Consider the following 23,661-nt stretch of genomic DNA (forward strand, 5'->3'; position numbering starts at 1 on the left):
TGATGACTTTCAATGATTCGTCCCTGCCGCCGGTCCTGCCGGAGGATGCCGCGTCCCTCGTGGCCGCGGTGACGGGTTCGGTTCTGCTGCCGGGCGACGCCGGATACGACGACGAACGCGCCGTCTTCAACCTGAATCACGACCTGGTACCCGCGGTGATCGTGGTGGCGGAGAGCACGGCCGATGTCCGGGCCGCCGTCGCCTTCGCGGCAGGGCAGCACCGGCCGGTCCTGGTGAAGACCACCGGCCACCAGATGGTCGGCCCGGCGCACGGCGCCGTCGTGATCGCGACCCGCCGGATGAATGACGTGGCCATCGACGCGGTCGGCCGCACGGCCCGGGTCGGCGCCGGAGCGATATGGGCAGAGGTCGTCAAGAAGGCTGCCGAGGCCGGGCTGGCTCCGCTGAACGGGTCGAATCCCACGGTGGGAGTCTCCGGTTACACCCTGGGCGGCGGACTCAGCCCGACCCTCGGCCGCTCCCACGGCTACGCCGCCGACCATGTCCGCTCGCTTGACGTGGTGACCGCGGACGGCGAACTGCGCCATGTCAACGCGCAGTCCGAACCCGACCTGTTCTGGGCGCTGCGCGGCGGCAAGGGCAACTTCGGCGTGGCCACCGCGCTTGAATTCGACCTGTTCCCGGTGCCCCGCCTCTACGGCGGCGGCATCTACTTCCCCGGTGAGCGTACGGCCGATGTGCTGCGCGCCTGGACCGCCTGGCACCCGGGCACGCCGGAGACCATGATCTCGTCGTTCGCCGTACTGCGGCTACGAGCGCTGCCCCAACTGCCCGAGTCCCTCTACGGGGAGTTCGTGGTGCACCTGCGGATCGCCTACAACGGCACGGCCGCGGACGGCGAGCGTATGGTGGCGCCGCTTCGGGCGGTAGCTCCGGCACTCCTGGACACCGTGGCGGACATGCCGTACACGAAGGTCGCGTCGATCCACAACGAGACGACCGAACCAGTGCCCTACTACGAACGGAGCATCATGCTACGGGAGTTCCCCGCAGATGCACTGGACAAGCTGGTGGAACTCGCCGGCCCGGACTCCGCAAACACCCTGACGATGGTCGAACTGCGTGCCCTGGGCGGGGCGTGGGACCGGGAGCCGGCGGTGCCCAACGCCGTGGCGACCAGGGGTCTGCCGTACGTCCTGCTGGGCGTCGCGGGCGGTCCGGTGTCGGAGGAACAGCAGCTCAAGGAGTCGGTCGCGGTGCTGCTCGACGGTATGGAGCCCTGGCGGGGCGACCGACGGCTGGTGAACAACCTCGCGCCGGACGAGGCAACCGACGCCGCCGCGATCTACGGCCCAGAGCGCTACAAGCGCCTGGCGGCCGTCAAGAAGACCTACGACCCGACGAACATGTTCCGGATCAACCACAACGTGGCGCCCGCCGCCTGAGCGGACACTGGCAGCCGGGCAGAGCCGGACGTGATCGTTTCGTCGATCCTGTCCGGCTCCACCGCCTCGAGCAGAGCCCGCCCGGGGGCACCGGCACCGCCACACGACTCCCACGCAGCGACCCGCAGACCCCCAAACCCCGTCAGGCCGAAATGCTGACGCACGTGCTTCGGCCCGGCCCGACCCTGCGGGTGCCGATTAATCATCCGGCCTGGTCAGGCGGCATGGTGGTACTCGTGGAGGGTTCCGCCGAGTCGGTCCCGTCGATGAACCTTCAGACGTCTGATCGAGTGTCCTTTCTCAGCCCCCACTGACGTTCCTCACCGTAGGGACGGAGAATGACAGTTCACTGACTCAGCGCGAGGACCGCGCGCGGTATCCCTTCAGGACGGGAGTTTCCGGGTGTCGATCAGCCGCTGGGCGACGTCGCGGAGCTTGATGTTGTTGTCCTGGGAGTAGCGGCGCAGGACCGCGAACGCCTGGTCGCCGTCGATGCCGGAGCGCTCCATCAGGATGCCCTGGGCCTGGCCGATCAGCTTGCGCGCGTCGATCGCGTGCCACAGCGAGGCCTCCTGGCGCGCGTTCGACAACGCCACCGAGGCGTGCCGGGCGAGGATGTGCGCGACCGCGTCGTCGTCGGCCTCGAACGCGTCGGGTTCGGTGTTGAACAATTGCAGCACGCCCAACGTCGAGCCGCTCGTGTGCAGCCGGACGGTCAGCACACTCCGCAGACCGAGCGCCGCGGCCTTCGGACCCCACAGCGGCCAGCGATCGTCGCTCTCGGTGTCGGCGATCAGGATGGTGTCGCGGTTCGCGAGCACAGCGAGCGAAGGGCCCTCGCCGCAATCGAGCTGGAGCTGGTCGGACTGTTCGACGAGCGGATCGGTGACGGCGATCGTTTCGAACTGCCGCCCGCGTTGCGCCAAGGCCACGCCCGCATGGGTGCAGCTGACCGCCTGTAACGCGAACTGGACGACCGCCTCGACGGTCTCGGTGAGACCCGTCTCCTCGTGCAGCTCGACCGCCAGCCGGGCGAAGACGTCCGCGACGTCCGCTCCGTCATCACTTACGTCCACCAAGCCACCTCTCGTCCGGATCGCTGCTTCGGGCAGGCTGACCACTCACTTCCGATTATCGTCGATCAGTCCCCGGCTTACACGCCAACCTCGTTGCGCTCTCAGGCATCGACCCGCGCCGGCAGCAGCCGTGCTGCGTTCCCCATGGTTCTGGCTCTCCAGCCCTCGGCCGCGGGTGACGCGTCCAGGGCTGCCACCTGCTCCGCGATCGCCTCGTTCGGAGTGAAACCGTAGTCGCTGCCATAGAGCAGGCGGTCCACCCCTGCGACTGCTTCGAGGATCTGCAGTTGCCCCGGCACCGGCGTACCGGCGACGTCGTACCAGAGCTTCCGCAACTGGGAACTGACGGCGGGCAACTCGTCCACCGGCGCAGTGGAGTAGGTGTGCCGGAAGAGGTCCAGCCGATCGCCCAGCAGCGGCAGTACGTCGCCGGCGTGGGTGACGATGAACCGCACGTTCGGGTAGCGGGTGAAGATCCCGGTCAGCGCTAGGTCGGCCACCGCCCGGGCCTCGTCGAAGAGGAACTCGATCATCGGCCGCGGGCGGTCCAACGCGACCTGTCGCCACTGTGGAGGCGAGGTCGGGTGCAGGAAGACCACTGCGGACCGCGCGTCCAGCTCGCGCCAGAGGCGATCCCAAGACGGATCCCCCGGGTACTGCCCGCCCGCGTTGCTCGTCAGTACGACGCCGTCGGCGTGCAGGCTGTCGTAGGCGTACTCGAGCTCCACCAGCGCGCCGTCCACGTCCGGGAGCGGCAGGCTGGCGAAGAACCCGAACCGGCGCGGGTGGTCCTTGCCCAGCTCGGCGGCCGCCTCGTTCATCCGGCGGGCCAGCACCTGGGCCCGGAAGTCGTCCCCGAAGTGCACGCCCGGGGACGACACCGAGAGCACCGACCTGGTGATCCCGGTGTCGTCCATCAGGTCCAGCTGCCGACGCACGTTCCACTCGGGCCACCCCGGCATCCCGTCCGGGCGGAGGTGTCCGGCCCGCTCCGCCGCCGCGACGTACTCCGGCAGCAGGAAGTGGGCGTGAACGTCGATCGTCGGTTCCATGGTCACGCCGACGGGTGCAGGAGGTCGTCCAGCTCGACCCGGCGGAGGAACTCGGTCCGGACCCGGTCGGCTACCGCGTTCACCACGGCCGCGCCGTCGTCGGAGGGGTCGATGTGGACCCGGAACGGCCGCTTGCCCTTCTCGGTGTCGACCACGGTCACGATCGCCTTGGCCACCTCGGCGACGTCGGCCCATTCCGGCTCGAGTTCACGCAGCTTCTGCGCGACCTGGTCCATCAGCCCGGCGTACCGGGTCTCGTAGGCCGCGACGATGTCGGCGTCGGCCGGCTTCCCGCTGTGCGCGAAGTGGTTCGTGCCGTGGGTGAAGGAGCCCGGGACGACGATCGTGGTCTCGATGCCGAACCGAGCCACCTCCAGCGCGTAGCTGACCGCCAACGCGTCCATGGCCGCCTTCGCCGCGAAGTACGGAGCCAGGTACGGCGGGGTGCCGCCGCGGGTGCTGGAGCTTCCGACCCACAGGAGCAGGCCGTCGTGCTGTTCGCGGAGATGCGGGAGAGCCGCGCGGTTGAGGCGCTGCGTGCCGAGCACGTTCGTGTCGTACAGGTCGGCCAGTTGCTCGGGGGTGAATGCCTCGGCCGGGCCGGTGACCATGTGGCCGGCGTTGTGGATCAGGACGTCGAGCTTGCCCTGCTCCGCGAGCACCGTCTGCACTGCCTGCCGAGTGGACTCGTCGGAGCTGACGTCGAGCTCCACGGTGCGGAGGTTGACGTTGTGTTCGTCGGAGTACTGCTTGGCCTCGGCCGCGGCAGCCGCGTTCCGGCCGGCGACATCGCGCATCCCGGCGTACACGGTGTGCCCGGCGTCGGCCAGAGCGTGCGCGGTGAGAGCGCCGAAGCCGCTGGAAGCACCGCTGATCAAGATCGTCTTGCTCATCTCAGGTATCCACTTCTCGGGAATCTGGCATGGGGGTATCCGGCGGTGGACGCCGCCCAGGTTTTCGGAGGATGTGAGCCGGCCACGGGTTCGCCGGTGAGTCAGGCGGCCAGGCCGCCGGGGTGGTTCGAGGCGACGAAAGTCAGGCGGCGGAGCCGCCGTTGGCGTAGATGACCTGGCCGTTGATCCAGCGGGCCGGGCCGGCCAGGAAGGCGACGATCTCGGAGATGTCCTCGGGCTGGCCCAGGCGCTCCAGCGGCGGCTCGGCGGCGATCCGGTCGATCAGTTCCTGCGGCTTGCCTTCGAAGAACAGCGCGGTCGCGGTCGGGCCGGGGGCCACCGCGTTGACGGTGATGTCGCGGCCGCGGAGCTCACGGGCCAGGATCAGCGTGATCGCCTCGACGCCACCCTTGGTCGCGGCGTAGGCCGAGTAGTTCGGCCGGGCGAGCTTGGTGAGCGAGCTGGAGATGTTGATGATCGAGCCGCCGTTGCGCAGCCGGCGGGCGGCCTGCTGGTCGACTACGAAGGTGCCGCGCAGGTTGGTCCGGACGACACTGTCGAAGACCGCGAGGTCGAGGTCCACCAGCGGCGCCAGCGGCATGATGCCGGCCGCGTGGACGATGACGTCCACCCCGCCGAAGGCTTCCTCGGTCTGGTCGAACAGGCTCGCCACCGCGGTCTCGTCGGCGACGTCGGCCCGGACCGCGATCGCCCGGCCGCCCGCCTGCTCGACCTCCTTGACCGCTTCCTCGGCCTCGGCCTGGTTGCTGGCGTAGTTGATCACGACCGCGTAGCCGTCGCGGCCCAGGCGCGTCGCCGTCTCGCGGCCGATGCCCCGGGAACCGCCGGTCACGATCGCGACCCGCTCGGTGGTGGTGTCGTTCTGCGTCATCGCCCTTTGCTCCTTCAGATCAGGTGCTGCGTTTCTTGCTGACACCTAGATCCTGCTCCGGGCGATGCATCAAGTCCAACGACTCAAGTCGATGGATGGATCAGTTCTGGTGATCCATCAGATCGCGGCCCAGCTCGGTCCCCTCGGGGTGCCGGAGATGCGCGGTGACCAGACCGAGGAGCGCGCGCAGGGCGGCGGTCGGTTTCCGCTTCCGCAACGTCGCCATGTAGAGCGACCACTGGAAGGTGTGGTCCGAGATCGGCACCGCGCGGATCCCCTCCATCCCGGCCACCGCGTAGCCGGGCAGGATGCCCAGGCCGACGCCGTGCTGGACGAACTGGACGCCGTTGTCGATACCGAGCGCCTCCACCACGACCTGCCGCTCGATCCCGGCCGCCTCGAACTTCTGGTCGATCAGCGTCCTGGTGCCGAAGCCCGGCGGGAAGTCCACGAACGCCTCATCCGCGAGCTCGACGAGGGTGATCGACCGGCGCCGGGCCAGTCTGTGACCGGTAGGGACGGCCAGCACCTGCGGCACGCGGAGCAGCTCCCAGGCGGTCAGCTCGCGCGGCACACTCCCCTCGGCGACCCCGAGGAACCCGACGTCGATGTCCCCGTTGCGCAGCCCGACGACGACCCCCGCTGATCCCTCGGGCTCGACCCGCAGTTGCAGCTCGACGTTCTGGTGGCGCCGACGGAACTCCCCGGCCGCCGCCGGCAGGTCGATCAACCCGAGCCCCGGTAGCAGCCCGACCCGCACCGACCCACGCATTCCCGCGCCCAACTCGTCGACGACATCACGCGCGCCCTGGACCGCGTCCATCACCGCCAGTGCCTCGGGCAACAGCGCAGTACCGGCTTCGGTCAGGACGACGCGCTGGGCACTCCGCTCGAAAAGCGTCACCTTCAGATCCCGCTCCAGCGAGGCGATCGCCGCACTCACCGCGCTCTGCACGACATGCAGCCGCCGCGCCGCCAGCGTGAAACTCCGCTCGTGCGCCACCGCCACGAAGTACTCCAGTTGCCGCAACTCCACCCCCAGAGTCTGGCATCCCCTCAGCGCCCGGACGCCCAGAACAGCGCGTGCCCACCCGCGCCTTCCGGAATGAATTCCTCCCGCTCCACCACCGCCCCCGGACACTCACCCTGCGCACAAAGTGCCCCTCGGACACCAAGGCGGTTCGGGGCGGCGGAGGCGCTGGAGCCCCTGGTGCCCAGGGCGCTCACCCGGTGTGCACAAGGTGGGACCTCGGACACCAAACCGCGACTTCGGACACGAAACAGCCTGTCCCCGGTCCCCATAAGGTGTCCCCAGTCCCCACAACCCCACCGACCACCGACACCTCGCGCCCCCAGGAGGTGTCCCCGGTCCCCACGAGGTGTTCCAGGTCTCCGTGGCTACACGCCGTGTGCAGTGGGCCGGCGAATCGGCCGCCCGCTGACGGGGTGTTCGGCGGCTGGCGCCTTATAAACCGCCAGCCGGCCAACCACCTGCCAGCCCCAAGCCAAGCCCGAGTCCTCCGGATCGGCGCCATCACCACGTTCCCGGCGGGAAGCTCACCCGTGCTGCGGCGGAGACGGGTTTACCGGGTGAGGAGGTCGCGGAGGGACTTGACGACGTCCGCGGGTGATTCCTCGGCCATGAAGTGGCCGGTGGTGACGGTGGAGTGGTGGAGGTCGGGAGACCACGCCCTCCAGAGGGCGGCGGCGTCGAAGCCGAGGGCGGAGCCCCAGTCCTGCTGGAGAACGGTGACGGGCATCCGCAACTGGTTGCCCGAGGCACGGTCTGCCTGGTCGTGCTCGACGTCGATCCGGGCGGAGGCGCGGTAGTCGGCGACGATCGACGGTACGGCGTTGCGGCAGGCCTCCAGGTAGGCGGCGCGGATGTCGGCCGGGATCGCCTGCGGGTCGTTCGTCCAGAGGTCGAGGAAGTACCCGAAGAACAGATCCGGACTCGCCGCGATGAGTTGCTCGGGCAGACCGGCCGGCTGGGCCATCAGATAGAGGTGGAAGGCAACGGACGCGGTGACGCCGTGGAGCGCGTCCCACATGTCCAGCGTCGGAAGCACGTCCAGACTGGCGAGGTGGGTGATCGCGTCCGGGTGGTCGAGCCCTGCCCGGAAGGCGACCAGCGCGCCGCGGTCGTGTCCGGCCAGGGCGAACCGCTCGTGCCCCAATGCCCGGGCGAGGGTGACGACATCGGCCGCCATCGTGCGCTTGGAGTATCTGCTGCCGTCGGTCTCGGCAGGCTTGTCGCTGGCGCCGTAGCCGCGCAGGTCCGGGCAGATCACGGTGTGGTCGGCTGCCAGGTCGGCAGCGACGTGCCGCCACATCAGGTGCGTCTGCGGGAAGCCGTGCAGCAGCACGATCGGGCTGCCCGTGCCGGCGACGGCCGCGCTCAGGGAGACTCCGTCCGCGACGTTGACGCGCTGGTAGTCGAAGCCGGGGATCGTCGGTGCCATGGGTGTTCGGTTTCCTTTTCGTCGGGGTCACCTCAGAGCCTGCCGTGCGCCGATGAGCATCCGATGAGCACGGCGATACCGTGACCCGGAGATCGCGGAGAGAGGTGATCACGTGGTGCAGGTCGAGTTCGGAGTACTCGGGCCGGTGACGGCCTGGGCGGCCGACGGCAGCGCGATCGCCTTGAAGGGCCCGCAGCACCGTGCGGTACTCGCCCGGCTGATCGTCGCCCGGGGCCGCGTCGTACCGGTCGAGCTCCTGGTCGACGACCTTTGGGTGAGCCCGCCGGCCGGAGCGGTGAGCGCGGTCCGCACGTTCGTGGCCGCACTTCGCCGCGCACTGGAACCCGACCGACCCGCCCGTACTCCGGCCGAACTGCTGGTCACCGAGGGCCCGGGCTACGCGTTACTGGCCAAGCCGTGGGAGGTGGACGCCTGGCGCTTCGAGCAGGTGATGGAGGCGACGGCCAAGATGCCGCCGCGGGACGTGCTCCTCCGGCTAAAGGAGGCGTTGTCCTGGTGGCGAGGACCCGCCTATGCCGAGTTCGCCGACGCGCCGTGGACCCACGCGGAGCGTTCCCGCCTGGCGGAGGTCCGCCTGCTCGCGGTCGAACGGCAGGCCGAGGCGAGGTTGGCCCTGGGCCTCGCGGCTGAGGCGATACCGGACCTGGACGCGCATGTGGCCGAGCACCCGTGGCGCGAGGACGCCTGGCGCCTGCTGGCACTCGCCCTGTATCGCTCAGACCGCCAGGGCGACGCGCTCGCGGTACTGCGGAGGGCGCGGGCGTTGCTCGTCGAGCAGCTGGGGGTGGATCCCGGCCCGGCGCTGCGCCGGCTGGAGGCGGACATCCTCAACCAGGCGGATCACCTCGATCCAGGAGCGGGCGGAACTGCTGGGCAGGTCTGGGCGCAGGCAACTGCGGCGTACGACCGGGCTGTCGCAACTGGCGCCCGCGCGCGGCTGGAGTCGACCGTCGGGTTGTTGCGCAATCTTGCGGTGACAGGTGGCGGCGGGCTGGAGGCGGCTCGCGAGCACCGCCTGGCGGCCGTCAAGGCAGCGGAGGAACTGGGCGATGTCGAGCTCACCGCTCGCGTCATCGGTGCCTACGACGTCCCGGCCATCTGGACCCGTTCCGACGACCAGTTCCAAGCGGACCAACTCGTCGCCGCGGCACAACGCGCTCTGGCCGCCCTGCCTCCCGACCAGGACGCGGCCCGCTCACGCTTGCTGGCCACCATCGCCATCGAGTCCCGTGGTGTGAGCGCGGAGCGTGGTGGTGAGGCGGCTCGGGAGGCGGTGCGGTTGGCTCGGGGGCTGGAGGACCCCGCGCTGCTGGCGTTCGCGCTGAACGGGCTGTTCATGCAGAGCTTCCATCGCGCGGGACTCGCCCCCGAGCGGGATGCGATCGGCGCGGAGTTGATCGCGCTGTCCGCCCGGCACGGCCTGGTCACCTACGAGGTCCTCGGCCACCTCGTCCGCCTGCAGGCGCGCAGCGCTGCGGGGGATTTCACCGGCGCCGACGAGTACGCCGCAGCGGCCGACCGGCTGGCTGAGCGGCATGAGCTTCCACTCGTCGGCGTGTTCACCCAGTGGTACCGCGCACTCCGCCTTGCCGTGTTCGAGCAGCCCGGCGCGGAGGCGGCGTACCGGGAAGCCGCAGTACTGCTGGATGGCTCTGGGATGCCGGGGCTGGAGCGGGGGCTCCTGCCGCTGGCTCTGCTGTCCCTGAACGGGTCCCCCGCAGGCGAGGACTGGGGGCCGTACGAGCCGTGGGTCCGGCCGCTGGCGCTCCTGGCCGAGGGTCGTCGCGCCGAGGCCGCTGAGGCTCTGGAAGAGGCCCCGGATCCACCTGGAGATCTGTTGCTCGAGGCAATGTGGTGCCTCACTGCCCGGGCGGCGATTGCGCTCGGCAACCGTCCGGTCATGCAACGAGCCGCGGCCGCACTCGCGCCCGCCGCAACGGAACTCGCGGGCGCGGGCAGCGGCTTGGTTGCCTTCGGCCCGGTATCGCGACAGCTCGACGAACTGGCCGCCGTACTGCGCTGAGGCGGCCGCGCGCGTAACACACCCCGACCCCGTCCTCAATCATTCAAGAGACGGACGAAAGCGCTTCGAGGCGTGCCGGAGAGCTGCCTTACTGGAGGTGTCAGCGCAATTCTCAACGCAGTTCCCGGGAAATCCGGGAACGCCCAGGCGGCACCGGCGCCCGCGACGGTCGTCTCGGAGGCGACCGCGGCGGACACCTGGGAGTACGTCGGCGACTTCTTCTGGCAGTGCGACTGCCACAACGCGGGCAAGGCCGGCATCGACGGCGGCGCCTGGAAGAAGTACAAGTGCATCAACGGCAGCGCATTCCCCGGCGACGACTACGAACTGCACGTCGTTTACTGAGCCGGCAACAACTTGACGCTCTGAAGAGCGACCCCCGGACCGGCCCTGGCCTGATCACCCAGGGCCGGTCCGGCCATGTCCGGGAAAGCTGATGAAGGATGTCAAGGAGCGCCCGGAGGCTCCGACCTACCCGTGACAGATGCCTCTCTGCGTAGTAAGGACGACCGATGAGCGACAACCTCCAGGACCAGGTCCAGCACGCCATCGACGAACTGGTGGCGTCCGGAACCGAGATCGGCCTGCAGGTCGCGGTCTACCACCAGGGCGAACTCGTCGTCGACGCCGTCGCGGGCGCGGCTGACCGGGATACGGGCCGGCCGGTCACCTCGGACACGCTCTTCTACGCCGCCTCCACCGGCAAGGCGGCCACCGCGACCGTGGCGAACGTGCTGGTCGACCGCGGTGTCCTCGAGTACGACGCGCCCATTGCCGACGTCTGGCCGGAATTCGCCGCATACGGCAAGGGCAAGGCCACCCTGCGGCACGTGCTGACCCACTCCATCGGGCTGCCCGCGATCCCGCTGACCACCACCATCGAGGACCTGACGAACTGGACCACGATGACCGAGGCGCTGGCGGACTCGGAGCTGTGGTGGGAGCCGGGTACCAAGATGACCTACCACGCGCAGACCTTCGGTTTCCTGGTCGGCGAACTGGTCCGCCGGGCCACCGGCAAGCCGATCTCCCAGGTCCTCCGCGAGGAGATCACCGAGCCCCTCGGCATCGCGAACGAGCTGTACTTCGGTGTACCGGCGAGCGAGTTGCCCCGGGTCGCCACGCTGCACGAGGCCGACGGGATCGAGGAGATGATGGCGATGGTGGGTCAGCTGTTCGCCAAGGTCGCCCCGGCCGCGGTGATGCCGACCGCCGACTTCGCCAACCGCCCGGACGTGCTGATGGCGGACCTACCGTCCGGCGGCACGCTGACCGCCCGCGGCATCGCGAAGCTGTACGCCGCGCTGCTCGGCGAGGTGGACGGGGTGCGGCTGGTCGGCCCGGAGCGGTTCGCGCAGATCTCGAGCCCGGCCCTGGCCGCGAACGACGAGTTGATCGGCAACCCGGCCACCTGGGCCCTCGGTTATCCGATCGGCCGGCTCGGCTCCACCGCGGAGGAGACTCCGACGGTCTTCGGCATGCCCGGCATGGGTGGCAGCGCCGCCTGGGCCGACCACGCCACCGGCACCACCTTCGCCCTCACCAAGAACCACTTCAACCCGACCCAGGCCGACGCCGCCATCCAACTCGGCACCCTCGTAGCCGAAGCCTTTGCCCGGTAGAACCCGCGCAGAAGCAGACCGCAGCCTGCGCGGGGAGTGGAGGGAGGTCAGGGGGTGCGGACGGACTGCTGGTCCACCCAGACGAGGTGGCCGTGGTGGCTGACCAGGACCTCGCCGCTGCGGCGGGCGAGGGCCTGACCGGCGATCCAGCGGCCGCCGATGTGGACCTGGACGGCTTCCGGCCGCGTCGTGTCCGGCCGCGGGGAAGTGGCAACAGGCATGGCACCAGCATTCTGAACAGGGGCGGCAGCGGATTTGCGACGTCGGACAGCAGGTTTGGTGTGGTGATGCAGATCGGCCATAGTCGTCCTCGGCAGAAACCGCAGTCGTCGGCGCATCCAACGCCGGCTGGCTGCTCAACCAAAGGCCACCCTACAACCGGTGACCAGTGCTGACCCAGCGGTATCTCGAACTGTCCGATCCTCGGAAGCAGGTCATCGCCAGCCCCCCTTTCTTCACCTCTTGAACCACAACGGTTAACCCCAGACCCCTTGCACACTTGGCGGTTTGGGCTTGGCGGTTCTGGCTGCGATCGGCGGGTACCGGGGCGGCGACGGTCCTTGAGAGCGCGGATCGACGGTGAAGGAGGCAGTGATGAGCACCAATCCGATCCCGCCGGTGCCGCCGATGGGTCCGGGCAGTGATCCGGAGAACCCTGATCTGGTCGATCCCGGCCTCGGCAACCCCGACATCGGCTCCCGGCCGGGCGACGACAGCCCGCTGACCGTGCCCGAACCGGAGCCCGACGCCGACGAGGACCCGAACGAGCAGCTTCCTCGCGAATGACCTACCGATCGTATCCCTCAACCAGACCAGAACTTTCGAACCGTCCGTCTGGCCGATCAGTTGTAGACGGGGACCTGCTGGAGTGCCCAGCCGTTGCCGTCGGGGTCGTCGAAGAAGACGAAGCTGCCCCAGGGCATCTCCTGGACCTCCGTGACCTCGACGCCACGCTCGACCAGCTCCGCCCGGGCGGCTGCCACGTCGGCCACCACGATCTGCAGACCGCGGACCGAGCCCGGCTCCGCCTGCGGCATACCGGTGCCGATGGCAATGGAACAGGCCGAGCCCGGCGGGGTCAGCTGGACGAACCGGAGTTCGTCGGTGACCTTGTGGTCGTGGTCGGCGTTGAAGCCGACCTTCTCGGTGTAGAAGGCCTTCGCGCGATCCACGTCCGACACCGGCACAGACACCAGTTCAAGCTTCCAGTCCATAGTTCCCCTCCCAGGAGTTCGCCTCCCCGCAACCTAACCCGCCACAGTGCCACCAGAAGCCGACGCCCACCACCCCCAGAACGCCGCCACCTTGCACAGGTGGAACTTGTGCGGTTGCTTGGTGTGATCGTCCGTGGGTACCGGGGCGGCATGGCAGTGAACAGCCGGCATCCGGGAGACACCATGACGAGTAGCAACAAGGCAGTGAAACTGGCCTACCGCCCGTTCGGCCTGATCTCCGGGATCGCCGGCGGTCTGGTCGCGGGCGCGATCTTCAAGCAGGTCTGGCGCCGGATCAGCGACAAGGACGACGCCCCCGACGCGCTGCAGTCCGAGTACCCCTGGCGTGAGGTCCTGCTGGCCGCCGCACTGCAAGGAGCCGTGTACGCCGTCGTCAAGGCGGCGGTCGACCGCGGCGGCGCCAAGGCCTTCGAACGCTGGACCGGCGAATGGCCGGGCAACTGACACCCACAGAGCCACAGCAACACCCCCAGCCTGATCCCCGGCCGCTCCACCCCCCTTCGGCCGGGGATCAGTCCGTCCGGGCGCATGAAACCGCACTTCAGGGGCACTTGAGGGATGCAAGTACTGGTTGCCCAAAGCCTCGGCGTTGAGCAGACAGCGCCGGGGCCGCCACCGGTGTCAGGCGAGCGGTTTCAAGGGCTGACCTCAGGTCTGGGGGTCTCGTCGAGCAGGTCGTCCACCATCGCCTGAGCACTCCGCCCGCGCAGCGCGATCAGGAGCGCGTCGTTTCCCCGACGCCAGACGACGCCGGCTCGCTCGAAGCCGCATCGCCGCAGTAGGGCGAGGTGCCACTCCTCCGGTTCGAGCAGATCGCCGGACCAATGCGCGAACACCTCGCGCCTCACGTCCCACCAGCCCTCGTACCGCGGATCGGCGTAGGCGCGTTCGTACCACTCGTCGCAGCTCTCCACCCCGGTCGCGAAGGTCTTCCGCAAATACTCCGCGTGCAACCCGTCCGCTGCGTCACGCAGTACGGGGTCGGCCAGCGGCAGGTGGTCCGCGTTGGCGAACAACCCGCCAGGCCGGAGCAGCCGCGCGACGCCGGCGTAGACCCCGGACAGCGCGCACGGCGGCAACCAGTGCATCGCCGTCGCCGTCAGTACTGCGTCGAACTCTCCGCCCAGGTCCTTCCACCAGTCGGCCTCGGCGAGTTGCCGCGTCACCACCTCGACCCGCGCATCCCCCGCGAAGGCGTTGCGCGCCAGTTCCAGCAGCAGCGGATCGATGTCAAGGGCAACTACCTCGGCGAACGGGAACCGGTCGAGCACCCGGCGGGTGATCGACCCCGGACCACAGGCCAGGTCGAGAACCCGCAATCCCGAAGCCCCTGAAGAGGAATCACTCAAACGCTCGATGTAATCCAGCATCAGCGCGAAGCGGAGCTCGCGATCAGGCGCATGAACACTCTGTTGCTGTTCCCAGCTGGAGCGGAGTTCCCCGGGCGATGTCGTCATGGAATCACCTTCGGTGCGCTCAGGGCTCGACGTCCAAGACAGAGTCGCACTACGGTCACAACTTCTGGTTATCACTGCAGGTGGGGAAGGTCCTGAAAGGCATGGACGTCGACTTACGGTTGGTGCGGTACTTCCTGGTGATGGCGGAGGAACTGCACTTCACCGCAGCAGCGCGCAGGCTCTACGTGTCACAGCCGGCGCTCAGCAACCAGATCCGCCGGCTGGAGACGCAGCTCGGAGCCCAGCTCTTCAACCGCTCGCCCCGCGGCGTGACCCTGACCGCGGCAGGCGACGCTTTCCTGCCGCACGCCCAGAGTGCGCTCGCCGCGATCAGGTCGGGTGTCGCCGAGGCGACCGCCGCGGCCGGCCGGGACCAGGTGCTCCGCATCGATGTCCTGCACACGGATCTGGTCACGCCGCGCGCGGTGCTCACCCGGCTCCGGGAGCGGCTGCCCGGGTTCCGCCTCGAGGTCAGCAGTCGCGGCAGCCGCGATCAGGAGAAACGCCTGCTCACCGGCGAGCTCGACCTCGCACTGTGCGGCTCCACGGCCGCCTGCCCGGACGGCGTCCTGCAGCGGGTCATCCGCCGCGAGGCTCTCGGAGTCGCGCTGCCGAGGAACCACCCGCTCGCGGCGTCGGACGCGGTCGCGGTACGGGAGCTGACCAACGAGACGCACTATCTTCCGCGCGACGACTTCGCCCCCGAATGGAACGAGTTCATCCTTGCTTGCTGCCGTACTGCGGGATTCGCGCCGCGGCGGCACCCCGCGAGCACGGACAGCACGAGCTCGGCGCTGGAGCTCGTCCGGGCCGGCGAATGCGTCGCGCTCGGGTTGCTCTCCACGCCCTTCCCCGACGGGGTCGTGGTCAAACCTCTCGCGGCCGGCGTCCCGCCGTACGGGTGGTCGCTGCGCTGGCGTGACTCTTCGCGCGTTCCGGCCGCGGCCCTGGCCGCGCTCCGGTCACTCGACTAGCGGTGCTTGGCCGCTACGCCATAACCCGACTGCCCCGCGCCATGACACCCACGCCAGCCCCACACTCGGCGGTCAGAGGCGAAGCCTCACTGGCGCTTCTGGAGGCTCACTGCCTCCTCAGGGGGTTACCCCACTGCTCTGACAGTGGGGTAACCCCCACAGCACGGGCGGAGCACACTCTGCGGCTGCGGCCGGCGAGGTTCCGCGCCCTCCGGGGGGTTCGCTGCCTCCTCGGGGGGTCCGCTGCCTCCTCGGGGGGTCCGCCCACTGTTCTGACAGTGGGCGAACCCCCACAGCACGGGCGGAGCACACTCTGCGGCTGCGGCCGGCGAGGTTCCGCGCCCTCCCGGGGGTCCGCTACTGCTCTGGGGGTTCGCTGCCTCCTCAAGGGCTTACCCCACTGCTCTGACAGTGGGCGAACTCCCACAGCACGGGCGGAGCACACTGTGCGGCTGCGGCGGGCGAGGTTCCGCCCTCCGGGGGTGGTCCGCTAGCGGTGCGTGGGTCGGATGTTGTTTGAGTGATTGCGGTGGTCAGGTGCGACGCAGGGCACTAGCTCAGCCCTGCGTCACGAGGACCTCGGGTCCTCCGAGATTGCTTCAGTTGCGTGACGGACAGTCGCGACGCCGGATACCGGACTGTGCTCGGCCGGGCGGTTTCGTCAACCAGGGCAGTGTTTCAGGCGTATCTCGACGCTGCGAATCCGCCTCGTTCGGAGGTCGGATGCATAACTTCGCAATCCATGGGGTAGGAATGACCTCACAGATATTGACCGCGGTCCAGACATGTGCCGCGCCGTGACTAACAGTCGCGAGGTCAAGAATCATGGTTACCGTACTTGCACGCACCACCGTCGACGAGCAGACTGCAGCAACCGATCCGAAGCAGCGCCGCGACCAAGCCACCCGCTCCCTTCTCGAGCGGCGAGCCGACACCACGGACGAAACACTCCGGCAGTCCCTGCTGGAGCAGGCGATCGAGCTCAACCTCGGCATCGCCCACAGCATCGCGAGCCGGTTCCGCGGCCGCGGTGTCGAGGCAGACGACTTGGACCAGGTCGCCTACCTCGGGTTGCTCAAAGCGGCCCGCAGCTATCGCCCCGACACGGAGACGCCGTTCCTGGCGTACGCCGTGCCGACCATCCGCGGTGAGGTGAAACGGTACTTCCGCGACTGCTCGTGGACCGTTCGCATCCCGCGCAGACTTCAGGAGCTGCAGGGCTCGATCGCGTCCGTGCGGCCGCAACTCGTGCAGGACCTGCAGCGTGATCCCACCCTGGAGGAGCTCGCCGCGGAGCTCGGCACCACCGTGTCCGAGGTCGAGGCCGCGATCGCCGCCGACGGCTGCTTCTCCGTGCTGTCGCTGGACCGTCCCGTCGACGGTGAGTCGACCGCCAGCCTGGCCGACACGATCGCGGACGAGGAAGACAGCGCTTTCGAGCAGACCGAGGCGGTCGCCGTGCTCGAGCCGGTGCTGAACGAGCTCGCCCCGCGCGAACGCAGGATCCTCGAACTGCGGTTCGTCGAGGGTCACACCCAGGCCGACATCGGCGCCGAGATCGGCGTCAGCCAGATGCAGGTCTCCCGCCTGCTGCGCGGCATTCTCGACCGGCTGCGCGACCAGATCGAGCCCCCCGCCGCTGCCGCGGCCTGATCCCCTCCCGATCAGCCCGGTAGCGCCCTCCCCGCAGTGGTCCGCCGTACGCTTGACTCACGGCGGACCACCAGCGGAGGAGTAGTAGGGCACTAGATGCCAACGGCACCGATCTTTGTGGTTCAGCTGCACGACGCGCGCAGGCTGCACTACGACGTCCGGCTCGAGGTGGAAGGCGTGCTGAAGTCGTGGGCGGTGCCGCGCGGGCCGTCGCTGGACCCGACCGTCAAGAGACTGGCGGTCCCGACCGGCGACCACTCGATCGAGTACGCGGAGTACGAGGGCGTCATCGCCGGCAGCGTGTACGGCAGTGGCGCGGTGATCGTCTGGGACGCCGGCGTCTACCAGAACCAGACCAGGGACAAGCGGGGCAAGCCGGTGTCGCCGGCCGACGCGATCGAGGGCGGCCATTTCCGGTTCCGGTTGCAGGGCGTCAAGCTGAGTGGTTCCTGGGCCTTCACCCGCACCGGACGCGACGGCGACTGGCTGCTGGTGAAGGTCCGCGACGACGCCGCGAATCCCTCGCTCGACCTGACCAGCGCCGAACCACAGTCGATCCTCAGCGGCCTCACCATCGAGGAGATGGCTGCCACGAAAGACTGATCGGTCAGGCCAGGCCGAACCGGATCAGGGCTGTCACCGCGATGCCTGCCGCCACCGCGAGCAGCATCGGCACCTTGACCAGGAACAGACCTCCCGCAGCACCGACACCGACCACCTGGGTCCAGTCGAGCTCGCTCCAGCCCTCGCCCCCGAGTTCGGTGACGATCAGTCCCGCCAGCAGCACCGGCGCCGTCAAGGCGGTCATCCTGATCGCTGTCGGTGGCAACTTGCGCTTGCCGATCACCAGCGGCGCGCTCGCCTTCATCAACCAGCTGATCACCGTCACGGCCAGTACCGAGAGCCACAACTTCATGCCGTCTCACCATCCTCCGGGAGTACGCCGAGCAGCGCGGCGGCAGTTGCTCCGAGCAGCGCATAACCAGGACTGGTCACGAAGAGCAGAGCCCCGGCGATGGCTCCGCCGAGCAAGCCTGCGACCAGTGCCCGCTTGGACCGCCTGAGCTCGTCCAGGGCAAGCAGCAGGAAGAAGGCCGGGAAGGCGACGTCAATCCCCAACTTGTGCATGAGGTCGGGCGAGGGCGAAGTCAGGGCGCCGATCGCGGTACCACTCACCCAGAGCAGCCACTGTGGCACGCTCGCACCGATCAACCGAGCCACGTCGAAGCCACCATCGTTGCGATGGGCAACGACAAACGAGGCGTCCACGAGAGCCTGCGCCTGCAGCGCCCGGGACAGCCGACCGCCCTGCAGGCTGTTGTTGAGGGCCACGCTCATCACCAGGTACCGAGCGTTGATCAGCGTCGCGGACGTGATCGCGGCCAGCGCGGAGCCACTGGCCAGCGTCGTCAACAGGGTGAACTGCGCCGACCCCGAGAACGCGAACATCGAGAAGAGGACCGGCAGCGCGAATCCCCAGCCGCGCGCCTGCGCCTCGGCACCGAAGCTGAGGGCGAGTACGAAGGCCGCGCTGCCGGGCCCGATGCCCAGCCGCATCCCGTCGATGAACTCCGCCCTGCGATCGCCGGAGGCGGCTCGGCCAAACTTGCTGGACGCCCAACGGCTCATGACTGCACCGCACGGACCCGCTGGTAGTGGCGCTTGGCTCTGGCCCGGTTGCCGCAGTCCCGCGAACTGCACCAGCGCCGCGAGCCGTTCTTGCTGCGATCCATGAACAGCCAGCCACAGTCGTCGTCCTGGCATTCGCGGAGCCGGCTGAGATCCTCATGCTCCAGCAACCTCGCCGCTGAAAGCGCCAGCGTCCCGGGCAGGTCATGCGTCGTCCAATCGAGTGGCCGAAGCCCCGTCGGCTTCGCCCGGGACAACGCATCAACCAGCAACTCTTGCAGGGCCTGCAGTTCGACCTTTGCAGGCTCGTCGCCGCGCGCCAGCGGGAGAACCACCAGGTACGCCGTCTCGCGCACCTGGGTGACGTCTTCCAGCTTCGCGCGCCTGCCCGCACTCAACCCGACCGCCGCACACCAGTCATCCAGGTCCGCCGGGGTGGACAGCCGGTCGATCCACCGGGAGTCGTCGAGCCGCCACGAGACCGTGTTCACCAGGTCCAGCAGCAGGTGGCCGCCGATCAGTTCGGGCTGGTAGCCCATCGGTCATCACCTCACCCCTAACAAGCTAAAGCTGTTTTGCTCGTTAGGCAATGCAGAGTGCGCCTGACTCCGCGCGACTCACCAACCGTCGAGGTGAAGGACCTCGTCGACGGGCTGCCGCGCGGCCGGCTTGAAGGTGTCGCCGGAGTAGTACGCGGTAGGGATCAGCACGGACTGCCGGATGTGCTCCGGCAGCCCGAGCAACTCCGAGATCTCCCGCTCATAGGTCAGGTGCAGGGTGGTCCACGCAGTTCCCAGGCGGCGTGCCCGCGCCGCGAGGCAGTAACTCCACGCGGACGGGAGGATCGAGCCCCAGATGCCTGCCTGGTTGACCGCGCCCAGCGACTTCACCTGCAGGCACGGGATGGCCAGGACCGGCACTTCGCCCATTCGCTCACCCAGGTACTCGACACTCGACCCGACCCTCTGCTGGACCGGCGCCCGCTCGGGGTCGTCGGAGTACAGGCGGCCGGCCGCACCCGAGGACTCGAGGTACGACGCGACCGAGCGCCGGTAGTACTCACCGATCGCCGCTCGCTTCTCCGGGTCCGTGATCACCACCCAGTGCCACGTCTGCCGGTTGCTGCCGGAGGGCGCCTGGAGTGCGATCTCGACGCACTCGCGGATCAGCTCCGGCGGCACCGGCCGCTCGAGGTCGAGCCGCTTACGGACGGTCCTGGTGGTGGTGAGCAGTTCGTCGGGGGTCAGGTCGAGTGTCGTCACCTGGGCAGTTTGTCAGGATTTCCACCCGTCCTGGGTGGTCAGCAGACGTACATGCTGTTCGGGTGCACCTTCTCGCAGTACCGGACGTGCAGGTGGTTGTCGTGCGCGGGCCACTCGGCGGTCAGGCCCTCGCTGATCAAGGTCGGGTCGTTGAACCAGATGAACTTGACATGGCCGGGCGCGGCCGCGCGGATCGCCTGGACCAGTTGCCGGGTCGCGGCCCGGTCGTACGTCGCTGACTGCCAGGTGATCCGGCCGGCGGTGCACTGCGCGTTGTCGGTGCGGATCGGCCAGACGTCGATGTCCATCCCGCTCTCGTGACTGCCGTGACCGGGGATGTCGCCGCCGTGCTCGAACCCGGCGTCGCCGTACCCGACCTGGCCCTGGTTCGTGCTGCCGAAGGAGCGAGTGCCCTGCTCCAGTTGAGCCACGGCGGCTGCGGCGGCCCAGTTGGCGGCGGTCCCGTTGCCGTCCGGGTCCTGGTCGCAGAGGTTGGCGTTGAAGTCCGGGTAGTCGTAGTGCCAGGTGAGGTTGCGCCAGGTGATCGGGCCGACGATGCCGTCCGCGCCGATGCCCGCGTGCGACTGGAACGACACCACCGCGTCGCGGACCGCAGTACTGAAGACGCCGTCGACGGGGAGGCTCAAGCGGCGCTTCGCGTTGAGCTCGACCTGCAGCGCCCTCACCGCCGCGTTGTTGTCGCCGGAGCGGATCGTCGGGACCAGCGCACCCCAGGTCAGCGGACCGACGATGCCGTCGGAGCCGAGACCCTTGGCGGTCTGGAACGCCTTCGCGGCGGTCACCGTGGAGGCGCCGAAGACTCCGTCCGCCGGGGTGGACTGGCCGTTGTGCTGCAGCAGGTACTGGATCGCGAGAACGTCGGCGCCGCGGTTGCCGCTGCTCTGGGTCGGGAAGAACGCGTTCGCGTACGCCTGCGCGGTACCGGGGATGAGGCCGACCAGGAGGATCGCGGCCAGCAGGGCCGGTCCGATGCGTTTGAGGGAGGGCACGGTTGTCTCCATTCGGGGCGGTGAGCGGTTGATCTCCGTGAGTGACTTACCTCTCGCCGCCACCTTCGGGGAGAAACTTCCCGCCCGCAAGGTTTCACCCTCCCGCTCGGCCAATTCAGCGGCCGATCAGCGGCACCACGGGAAAGGCGTGGTCCTGCCAGATCAGGCGGGAGGCCTCCTCCGGGTAGGCGGTGACGACCGAGGGGGTGTCGAAGATCTGGGTCAGGCGTTTCTCGGTGTCGTAGGCAGGCCAGCCAGGGTCGCCGTGGGCGGCGAACGTCGTCCATGCGGTGCGCATCTCCGCGGACAGCGTTTCTGCTTCAGGGAATGGGCTTTCGCCGATGAGCATGGCGGTCTGGCCGCTGTCGAGGTTGCCGAACACGAGTGGTACGTCGAGGCCGTGGCAGGCGCCGAGGCCACCGCCCATGCCCGGGGCCGGCCAGGTCAGCTCGTAGACGTGGACCCGGCCGCCGCCGGCGGTCTGTGCCTGGGCGAGTTGCAGGCTGGGCATGCGGAACAGCCAGTCCGAATGGACCAGTTCGTACAGCTCGTCAGGGCCCGCGTCCGGAAACGCGTCGCGGTAGCGGCGTTCTCCGTCCGCGCCGGGAGCGAATACGCGCAGGGCGGCGGCCGCCTGCTCCGGCGTCACCTCGCCGAGCAGGCTGTCGAGGGCGGTGAACAGCCGCTGCTCGTCGCGTGTGTGGCCGACCAGCAGGTCGATGTCCCGGCCGGCGCCGTCGGCGACTGCCCGCCATGGGATGACCGGCAAGACGTCACCGTCGACGACCGGGGCGAACAGGATCGACCGGTGCGCCACCTGGCCCCACCGCGGCACCCGCTCGGCCATCGTGGCGGTGACCGCGTCACCGGCGACGACCAGCAGCGCCGGATCCACGGTGGCCAGCTCCGCCACTGTCGGGCGCAGCCCCAGCTCGTCGGCGCAGGCGGTGGCGATGTCGGCGGCGAGCTCCGTCGAGAAGAATGTGCCCGGCACACTCTGTGCGATGGCCCGATGGAACAGTCCGGCCGCCCGCGGCATCGCCAGCAGGGCGGCGATCGAGCCGGCGCCCGCCGACTCACCGAAGACGGTGACCCGGCCCGGGTCCCCGCCGAAGACCTGGATGTTGTCGTGCACCCACTCGAGCGCGGCGATCTGGTCGAGCAGGCCCCGGTTGGACGGCGCCCCCGCGATCTGTGCGAATCCTTCGACACCGAGGCGGTAGTTGAACGTCACCACGACGACGCCGCCGTCCCGCGCGAGGCGGCCACCGTCGAGTTCGGGACTGCTGGACGTGCCGATCGCGTAGGCGCCGCCGTGGACCCACACCATGACCGGAAGTTTCGCGCCCGGGTCGGGATCGGGCGACCAGACATTGACCGTCAGCCAGTCGTCGCCCGCGGCGCCCTCCGACACCTCGTGCCTGCCGAACACGTCTGGCTGAGGGGGCGGCGGGCCGTACGACACGGCCGCCCGTACCCCGTCCCAGCGCCGTACCGGTCGCGGTGCGGCAAAGCGGAGTTCGCCGACCGGCGCCTCGGCGAACGGGATACCACGGAACACCGCCACGCCGGCCTCACGCCTGCCACGCAGCACCCCGGCTGCCGTACGGACCTCAGACAGCGTCATGGGTTCCCTTCAGGGTCTCCCTCTGAGCGGCTACGAGGGCAGACAATCGCCCAGGGCACAGCCGATTCTGCCGCCGGGTCGAGATGCGGGCCAGCCATTTTCCGAGGGTCGGCGCCCGTGCGGGCGGCGCTGCACGAGTGTCAGGTCCGGCCGTCTGCGCGGATGATGCCGGAGGCAACGATTCTGCTGGCACTGGAGTTGGCGGATCCGTCGGCGAGCCGGCCCTGCGTCGGAGGAACTGGCTACTCGAACGGCTTGGGGTCGCCGGCGCCGATCCGGACGATCTCGGGGACGTCCTCGGAGAAGTCGATCACCGTGGTCGGCTCGGTACCGCAGTCGCCGGAGTCGATCACCGCGTCGATCTGGTGGTCGAGCAGTTCCTTGATCTCCCAGCCCTGCGTCATCGGCTCCTCCTCGTCCGGCATCAGCAGCGTGCTGGACAGCAACGGCTCGCCGAGCTCCTCGAGCAGCGCCTGGGTGACGACGTGGTCGGGGATCCGGACACCGACCGTCTTCTTCTTCGGGTGCATCAGCCGGCGCGGCACCTCCTTGGTCGCGGGCAGGATGAACGTGTAGCTGCCCGGCGTGGCCGCCTTGATCGAGCGGAACACCGCGTTGCTGATGTGCACGAACTGCCCGAGCTGCGCGAAGTCCTGGCACACCAGCGTGAAGTGATGTCGGTCGTCGAGGTGCCGGATGGTCCGGATCCGGTCGATCCCGTCCTTGTTCCCCAACTGCACCCCGAGCGCGAAACAGGAGTCCGTCGGATATGCGATCAGCCCGTCGTTGCGAATCAGATCAACAACCTGCCCGATAGCACGCTTCTGCGGATTCTCCGGATGCACATCGAAATACCTCGCCATCCCCCGAGCCTAGTGCCCACCTACCCGCGCCCCGGACCGACCGGCCCGGCATTCCGACATGGAGCGGCAGGGCCGGCCCGGACGCAGGGATCAACGAACCGGCCCCGCCGGATCTCAGCCCCCTGCCACCAGGACCTGCACCCCGGTCCCACTCTCCACATCCGCCTTGACCTGCAACGGCGAGCCCAAGATCCCCAGGTGATGGAGATTCGGCACGACAACTGCTTCGGGGCGGTCTCGCAGTATCGACTCGATCAGCTCACGAAACGCATCGGGCGCCGTATGAACCTGTTCCATGAACACCCGGCCGAGGATGAAACCCTCCCTCTCCGCGAAGACCTTCAACTGGTCCTTGATCCCCACCAGCTCGGCCGCCGTCATCAACAAATGCACCCGCACGTAGCCCACAACTATCGCAGTACCGTTCATTGCTGACTCCCCGCATCGTGACAAACCACCTGCCACGACTCTGTCTCGCAGGGCCCGAGCAAACCACCGAGTACG

26 protein-coding genes are annotated in these 23,661 nt (G+C 69.0%); 9 read left to right on the top strand and 17 right to left on the bottom strand.

The window, feature by feature from the left end:
- Positions 1 to 2 precede the first annotated feature (2 nt).
- On the top strand, positions 3 to 1,406 hold the full coding sequence (locus ACFPJ1_RS23140) for an FAD-binding oxidoreductase (protein ID WP_380106922.1): 1,404 nt from the start codon (positions 3 to 5) through the stop codon (positions 1,404 to 1,406).
- A 383-nt stretch (positions 1,407 to 1,789) separates the two neighbouring features.
- On the opposite strand, the gene ACFPJ1_RS23145 is transcribed toward ACFPJ1_RS23140, so the two are convergent.
- From ACFPJ1_RS23145 to ACFPJ1_RS23170, 6 genes are all read right to left on the bottom strand, one after another.
- Entirely contained in the window at positions 1,790 to 2,482 is a 693-nt protein-coding gene (locus tag ACFPJ1_RS23145) for a GAF and ANTAR domain-containing protein (RefSeq protein WP_380106924.1), read from the bottom strand.
- 101 nt (positions 2,483 to 2,583) lie between these two features.
- The gene (locus ACFPJ1_RS23150; protein WP_380106926.1) at positions 2,584 to 3,534 is read right to left on the bottom strand and encodes an amidohydrolase family protein; all 951 of its coding nucleotides are present in this window, start codon (positions 3,532 to 3,534) and stop codon (positions 2,584 to 2,586) included.
- Between the two features lie 2 nt (positions 3,535 to 3,536).
- Positions 3,537 to 4,427, bottom strand: coding sequence for an SDR family oxidoreductase (locus ACFPJ1_RS23155; protein ID WP_380106927.1), 891 nt, complete (start codon positions 4,425 to 4,427; stop codon positions 3,537 to 3,539).
- 142 nt (positions 4,428 to 4,569) lie between these two features.
- On the bottom strand, positions 4,570 to 5,319 hold the full coding sequence (locus ACFPJ1_RS23160; RefSeq protein WP_132287186.1) for an SDR family oxidoreductase: 750 nt from the start codon (positions 5,317 to 5,319) through the stop codon (positions 4,570 to 4,572).
- 100 nt (positions 5,320 to 5,419) lie between these two features.
- On the bottom strand, positions 5,420 to 6,355 hold the full coding sequence (locus tag ACFPJ1_RS23165; RefSeq protein ID WP_380106928.1) for a LysR family transcriptional regulator: 936 nt from the start codon (positions 6,353 to 6,355) through the stop codon (positions 5,420 to 5,422).
- 547 nt (positions 6,356 to 6,902) lie between these two features.
- Positions 6,903 to 7,781 (bottom strand): alpha/beta fold hydrolase, encoded by an 879-nt coding sequence (locus tag ACFPJ1_RS23170; protein ID WP_380106930.1) that lies wholly within the window; start codon positions 7,779 to 7,781, stop codon positions 6,903 to 6,905.
- Between the two features lie 112 nt (positions 7,782 to 7,893).
- On the opposite strand from ACFPJ1_RS23170, the gene ACFPJ1_RS23175 reads away from it, so the two are divergent.
- The 3 genes from ACFPJ1_RS23175 (at position 7,894) to ACFPJ1_RS23185 (ending at position 11,447) form a co-directional block, all read left to right on the top strand.
- Entirely contained in the window at positions 7,894 to 9,825 is a 1,932-nt protein-coding gene (locus tag ACFPJ1_RS23175) for an AfsR/SARP family transcriptional regulator (protein ID WP_380106932.1), read from the top strand.
- A gap of 72 nt (positions 9,826 to 9,897) precedes the next feature.
- Entirely contained in the window at positions 9,898 to 10,170 is a 273-nt protein-coding gene (locus ACFPJ1_RS23180) for a hypothetical protein (RefSeq protein ID WP_380106933.1), read from the top strand.
- A 167-nt stretch (positions 10,171 to 10,337) separates the two neighbouring features.
- The gene (locus ACFPJ1_RS23185; protein WP_380106934.1) at positions 10,338 to 11,447 is read left to right on the top strand and encodes a serine hydrolase domain-containing protein; all 1,110 of its coding nucleotides are present in this window, start codon (positions 10,338 to 10,340) and stop codon (positions 11,445 to 11,447) included.
- 47 nt (positions 11,448 to 11,494) lie between these two features.
- Here the strand turns inward: ACFPJ1_RS23185 and ACFPJ1_RS23190 are convergent, their stop codons facing one another.
- Positions 11,495 to 11,668 (bottom strand): hypothetical protein, encoded by a 174-nt coding sequence (locus ACFPJ1_RS23190; protein ID WP_241994967.1) that lies wholly within the window; start codon positions 11,666 to 11,668, stop codon positions 11,495 to 11,497.
- Positions 11,669 to 12,041: 373 nt separating this feature from the next.
- On the opposite strand from ACFPJ1_RS23190, the gene ACFPJ1_RS23195 reads away from it, so the two are divergent.
- Positions 12,042 to 12,233 (top strand): hypothetical protein, encoded by a 192-nt coding sequence (locus ACFPJ1_RS23195; RefSeq protein WP_380106935.1) that lies wholly within the window; start codon positions 12,042 to 12,044, stop codon positions 12,231 to 12,233.
- A gap of 56 nt (positions 12,234 to 12,289) precedes the next feature.
- Here ACFPJ1_RS23195 and ACFPJ1_RS23200 read toward each other — a convergent pair whose 3' ends face one another.
- Complete coding sequence (locus ACFPJ1_RS23200; RefSeq protein WP_380106937.1) at positions 12,290 to 12,661, bottom strand: glyoxalase superfamily protein; 372 nt, start codon at positions 12,659 to 12,661, stop codon at positions 12,290 to 12,292.
- A 183-nt stretch (positions 12,662 to 12,844) separates the two neighbouring features.
- Here ACFPJ1_RS23200 and ACFPJ1_RS23205 point away from each other — a divergent pair, with 183 nt between their 5' ends.
- On the top strand, positions 12,845 to 13,126 hold the full coding sequence (locus tag ACFPJ1_RS23205) for a DUF4235 domain-containing protein (protein ID WP_380106938.1): 282 nt from the start codon (positions 12,845 to 12,847) through the stop codon (positions 13,124 to 13,126).
- Between the two features lie 191 nt (positions 13,127 to 13,317).
- Here the strand turns inward: ACFPJ1_RS23205 and ACFPJ1_RS23210 are convergent, their stop codons facing one another.
- Positions 13,318 to 14,139 carry a class I SAM-dependent methyltransferase gene (locus ACFPJ1_RS23210; protein WP_380106940.1) on the bottom strand — a complete coding sequence of 274 codons (822 nt, stop codon included), beginning with the start codon at positions 14,137 to 14,139 and terminating at the stop codon, positions 13,318 to 13,320.
- 101 nt (positions 14,140 to 14,240) lie between these two features.
- On the opposite strand from ACFPJ1_RS23210, the gene ACFPJ1_RS23215 reads away from it, so the two are divergent.
- The 3 genes from ACFPJ1_RS23215 to ACFPJ1_RS23225 all read left to right on the top strand — a co-directional run bounded on the left by ACFPJ1_RS23215 (position 14,241) and on the right by ACFPJ1_RS23225 (position 17,369).
- Positions 14,241 to 15,113, top strand: coding sequence for a LysR family transcriptional regulator (locus tag ACFPJ1_RS23215; RefSeq protein ID WP_380106942.1), 873 nt, complete (start codon positions 14,241 to 14,243; stop codon positions 15,111 to 15,113).
- Positions 15,114 to 15,938: 825 nt separating this feature from the next.
- A complete protein-coding gene (locus ACFPJ1_RS23220; RefSeq protein ID WP_380106944.1) occupies positions 15,939 to 16,766 on the top strand; it encodes a SigB/SigF/SigG family RNA polymerase sigma factor in 828 nt (275 codons plus the stop codon).
- A gap of 96 nt (positions 16,767 to 16,862) precedes the next feature.
- The gene (locus ACFPJ1_RS23225) at positions 16,863 to 17,369 is read left to right on the top strand and encodes a DNA polymerase ligase N-terminal domain-containing protein (protein WP_380106946.1); all 507 of its coding nucleotides are present in this window, start codon (positions 16,863 to 16,865) and stop codon (positions 17,367 to 17,369) included.
- Between the two features lie 4 nt (positions 17,370 to 17,373).
- On the opposite strand, the gene ACFPJ1_RS23230 is transcribed toward ACFPJ1_RS23225, so the two are convergent.
- From ACFPJ1_RS23230 to ACFPJ1_RS23265, 8 genes are all read right to left on the bottom strand, one after another.
- Positions 17,374 to 17,682, bottom strand: coding sequence for an AzlD domain-containing protein (locus ACFPJ1_RS23230; RefSeq protein WP_380106948.1), 309 nt, complete (start codon positions 17,680 to 17,682; stop codon positions 17,374 to 17,376).
- Positions 17,679 to 18,395 (bottom strand): AzlC family ABC transporter permease, encoded by a 717-nt coding sequence (locus ACFPJ1_RS23235; RefSeq protein WP_380106950.1) that lies wholly within the window; start codon positions 18,393 to 18,395, stop codon positions 17,679 to 17,681. The genes ACFPJ1_RS23230 and ACFPJ1_RS23235 overlap by 4 nt, the downstream gene beginning before the upstream one ends.
- On the bottom strand, positions 18,392 to 18,934 hold the full coding sequence (locus ACFPJ1_RS23240) for a CGNR zinc finger domain-containing protein (protein ID WP_380106952.1): 543 nt from the start codon (positions 18,932 to 18,934) through the stop codon (positions 18,392 to 18,394). The genes ACFPJ1_RS23235 and ACFPJ1_RS23240 overlap by 4 nt, the downstream gene beginning before the upstream one ends.
- Before the next feature lie 78 nt (positions 18,935 to 19,012).
- Entirely contained in the window at positions 19,013 to 19,657 is a 645-nt protein-coding gene (locus ACFPJ1_RS23245) for a nitroreductase family protein (protein ID WP_380106954.1), read from the bottom strand.
- A 38-nt stretch (positions 19,658 to 19,695) separates the two neighbouring features.
- Positions 19,696 to 20,667: a penicillin-insensitive murein endopeptidase gene (locus ACFPJ1_RS23250; protein ID WP_380106955.1), complete on the bottom strand. Its 972-nt coding sequence runs from the start codon at positions 20,665 to 20,667 to the stop codon at positions 19,696 to 19,698.
- A gap of 115 nt (positions 20,668 to 20,782) precedes the next feature.
- The gene (locus tag ACFPJ1_RS23255; RefSeq protein WP_380106957.1) at positions 20,783 to 22,294 is read right to left on the bottom strand and encodes a carboxylesterase/lipase family protein; all 1,512 of its coding nucleotides are present in this window, start codon (positions 22,292 to 22,294) and stop codon (positions 20,783 to 20,785) included.
- Between the two features lie 242 nt (positions 22,295 to 22,536).
- A complete protein-coding gene (locus tag ACFPJ1_RS23260) occupies positions 22,537 to 23,157 on the bottom strand; it encodes an L-threonylcarbamoyladenylate synthase (protein ID WP_380106959.1) in 621 nt (206 codons plus the stop codon).
- 114 nt (positions 23,158 to 23,271) lie between these two features.
- Complete coding sequence (locus ACFPJ1_RS23265; protein ID WP_380106961.1) at positions 23,272 to 23,565, bottom strand: hypothetical protein; 294 nt, start codon at positions 23,563 to 23,565, stop codon at positions 23,272 to 23,274.
- Positions 23,566 to 23,661: the final 96 nt, after the last annotated feature.

The organism is Kribbella qitaiheensis (assembly GCF_042657745.1).
GTDB lineage: Bacteria > Actinomycetota > Actinomycetes > Propionibacteriales > Kribbellaceae > Kribbella > Kribbella qitaiheensis.

What these genes read in the sequence shown, in the direction of transcription:
- ACFPJ1_RS23140 (WP_380106922.1), top strand. Translation starts at nt 3, where the DNA reads ATGACTTTCAATGATTCGTCCCTGCCGCCGGTCCTGCCGGAGGATGCC.
- ACFPJ1_RS23150 (WP_380106926.1), bottom strand. Translation starts at nt 3,534, where the DNA reads ATGGAACCGACGATCGACGTTCACGCCCACTTCCTGCTGCCGGAGTAC.
- ACFPJ1_RS23155 (WP_380106927.1), bottom strand. Translation starts at nt 4,427, where the DNA reads ATGAGCAAGACGATCTTGATCAGCGGTGCTTCCAGCGGCTTCGGCGCT.
- ACFPJ1_RS23160 (WP_132287186.1), bottom strand. Translation starts at nt 5,319, where the DNA reads ATGACGCAGAACGACACCACCACCGAGCGGGTCGCGATCGTGACCGGC.
- ACFPJ1_RS23170 (WP_380106930.1), bottom strand. Translation starts at nt 7,781, where the DNA reads ATGGCACCGACGATCCCCGGCTTCGACTACCAGCGCGTCAACGTCGCG.
- ACFPJ1_RS23185 (WP_380106934.1), top strand. Translation starts at nt 10,338, where the DNA reads ATGAGCGACAACCTCCAGGACCAGGTCCAGCACGCCATCGACGAACTG.
- ACFPJ1_RS23190 (WP_241994967.1), bottom strand. Translation starts at nt 11,668, where the DNA reads ATGCCTGTTGCCACTTCCCCGCGGCCGGACACGACGCGGCCGGAAGCC.
- ACFPJ1_RS23195 (WP_380106935.1), top strand. Translation starts at nt 12,042, where the DNA reads ATGAGCACCAATCCGATCCCGCCGGTGCCGCCGATGGGTCCGGGCAGT.
- ACFPJ1_RS23200 (WP_380106937.1), bottom strand. Translation starts at nt 12,661, where the DNA reads ATGGACTGGAAGCTTGAACTGGTGTCTGTGCCGGTGTCGGACGTGGAT.
- ACFPJ1_RS23205 (WP_380106938.1), top strand. Translation starts at nt 12,845, where the DNA reads ATGACGAGTAGCAACAAGGCAGTGAAACTGGCCTACCGCCCGTTCGGC.
- ACFPJ1_RS23210 (WP_380106940.1), bottom strand. Translation starts at nt 14,139, where the DNA reads ATGACGACATCGCCCGGGGAACTCCGCTCCAGCTGGGAACAGCAACAG.
- ACFPJ1_RS23215 (WP_380106942.1), top strand. Translation starts at nt 14,241, where the DNA reads ATGGACGTCGACTTACGGTTGGTGCGGTACTTCCTGGTGATGGCGGAG.
- ACFPJ1_RS23220 (WP_380106944.1), top strand. Translation starts at nt 15,939, where the DNA reads ATGGTTACCGTACTTGCACGCACCACCGTCGACGAGCAGACTGCAGCA.
- ACFPJ1_RS23225 (WP_380106946.1), top strand. Translation starts at nt 16,863, where the DNA reads ATGCCAACGGCACCGATCTTTGTGGTTCAGCTGCACGACGCGCGCAGG.
- ACFPJ1_RS23230 (WP_380106948.1), bottom strand. Translation starts at nt 17,682, where the DNA reads ATGAAGTTGTGGCTCTCGGTACTGGCCGTGACGGTGATCAGCTGGTTG.
- ACFPJ1_RS23235 (WP_380106950.1), bottom strand. Translation starts at nt 18,395, where the DNA reads ATGAGCCGTTGGGCGTCCAGCAAGTTTGGCCGAGCCGCCTCCGGCGAT.
- ACFPJ1_RS23240 (WP_380106952.1), bottom strand. Translation starts at nt 18,934, where the DNA reads ATGGGCTACCAGCCCGAACTGATCGGCGGCCACCTGCTGCTGGACCTG.
- ACFPJ1_RS23255 (WP_380106957.1), bottom strand. Translation starts at nt 22,294, where the DNA reads ATGACGCTGTCTGAGGTCCGTACGGCAGCCGGGGTGCTGCGTGGCAGG.
- ACFPJ1_RS23260 (WP_380106959.1), bottom strand. Translation starts at nt 23,157, where the DNA reads ATGGCGAGGTATTTCGATGTGCATCCGGAGAATCCGCAGAAGCGTGCT.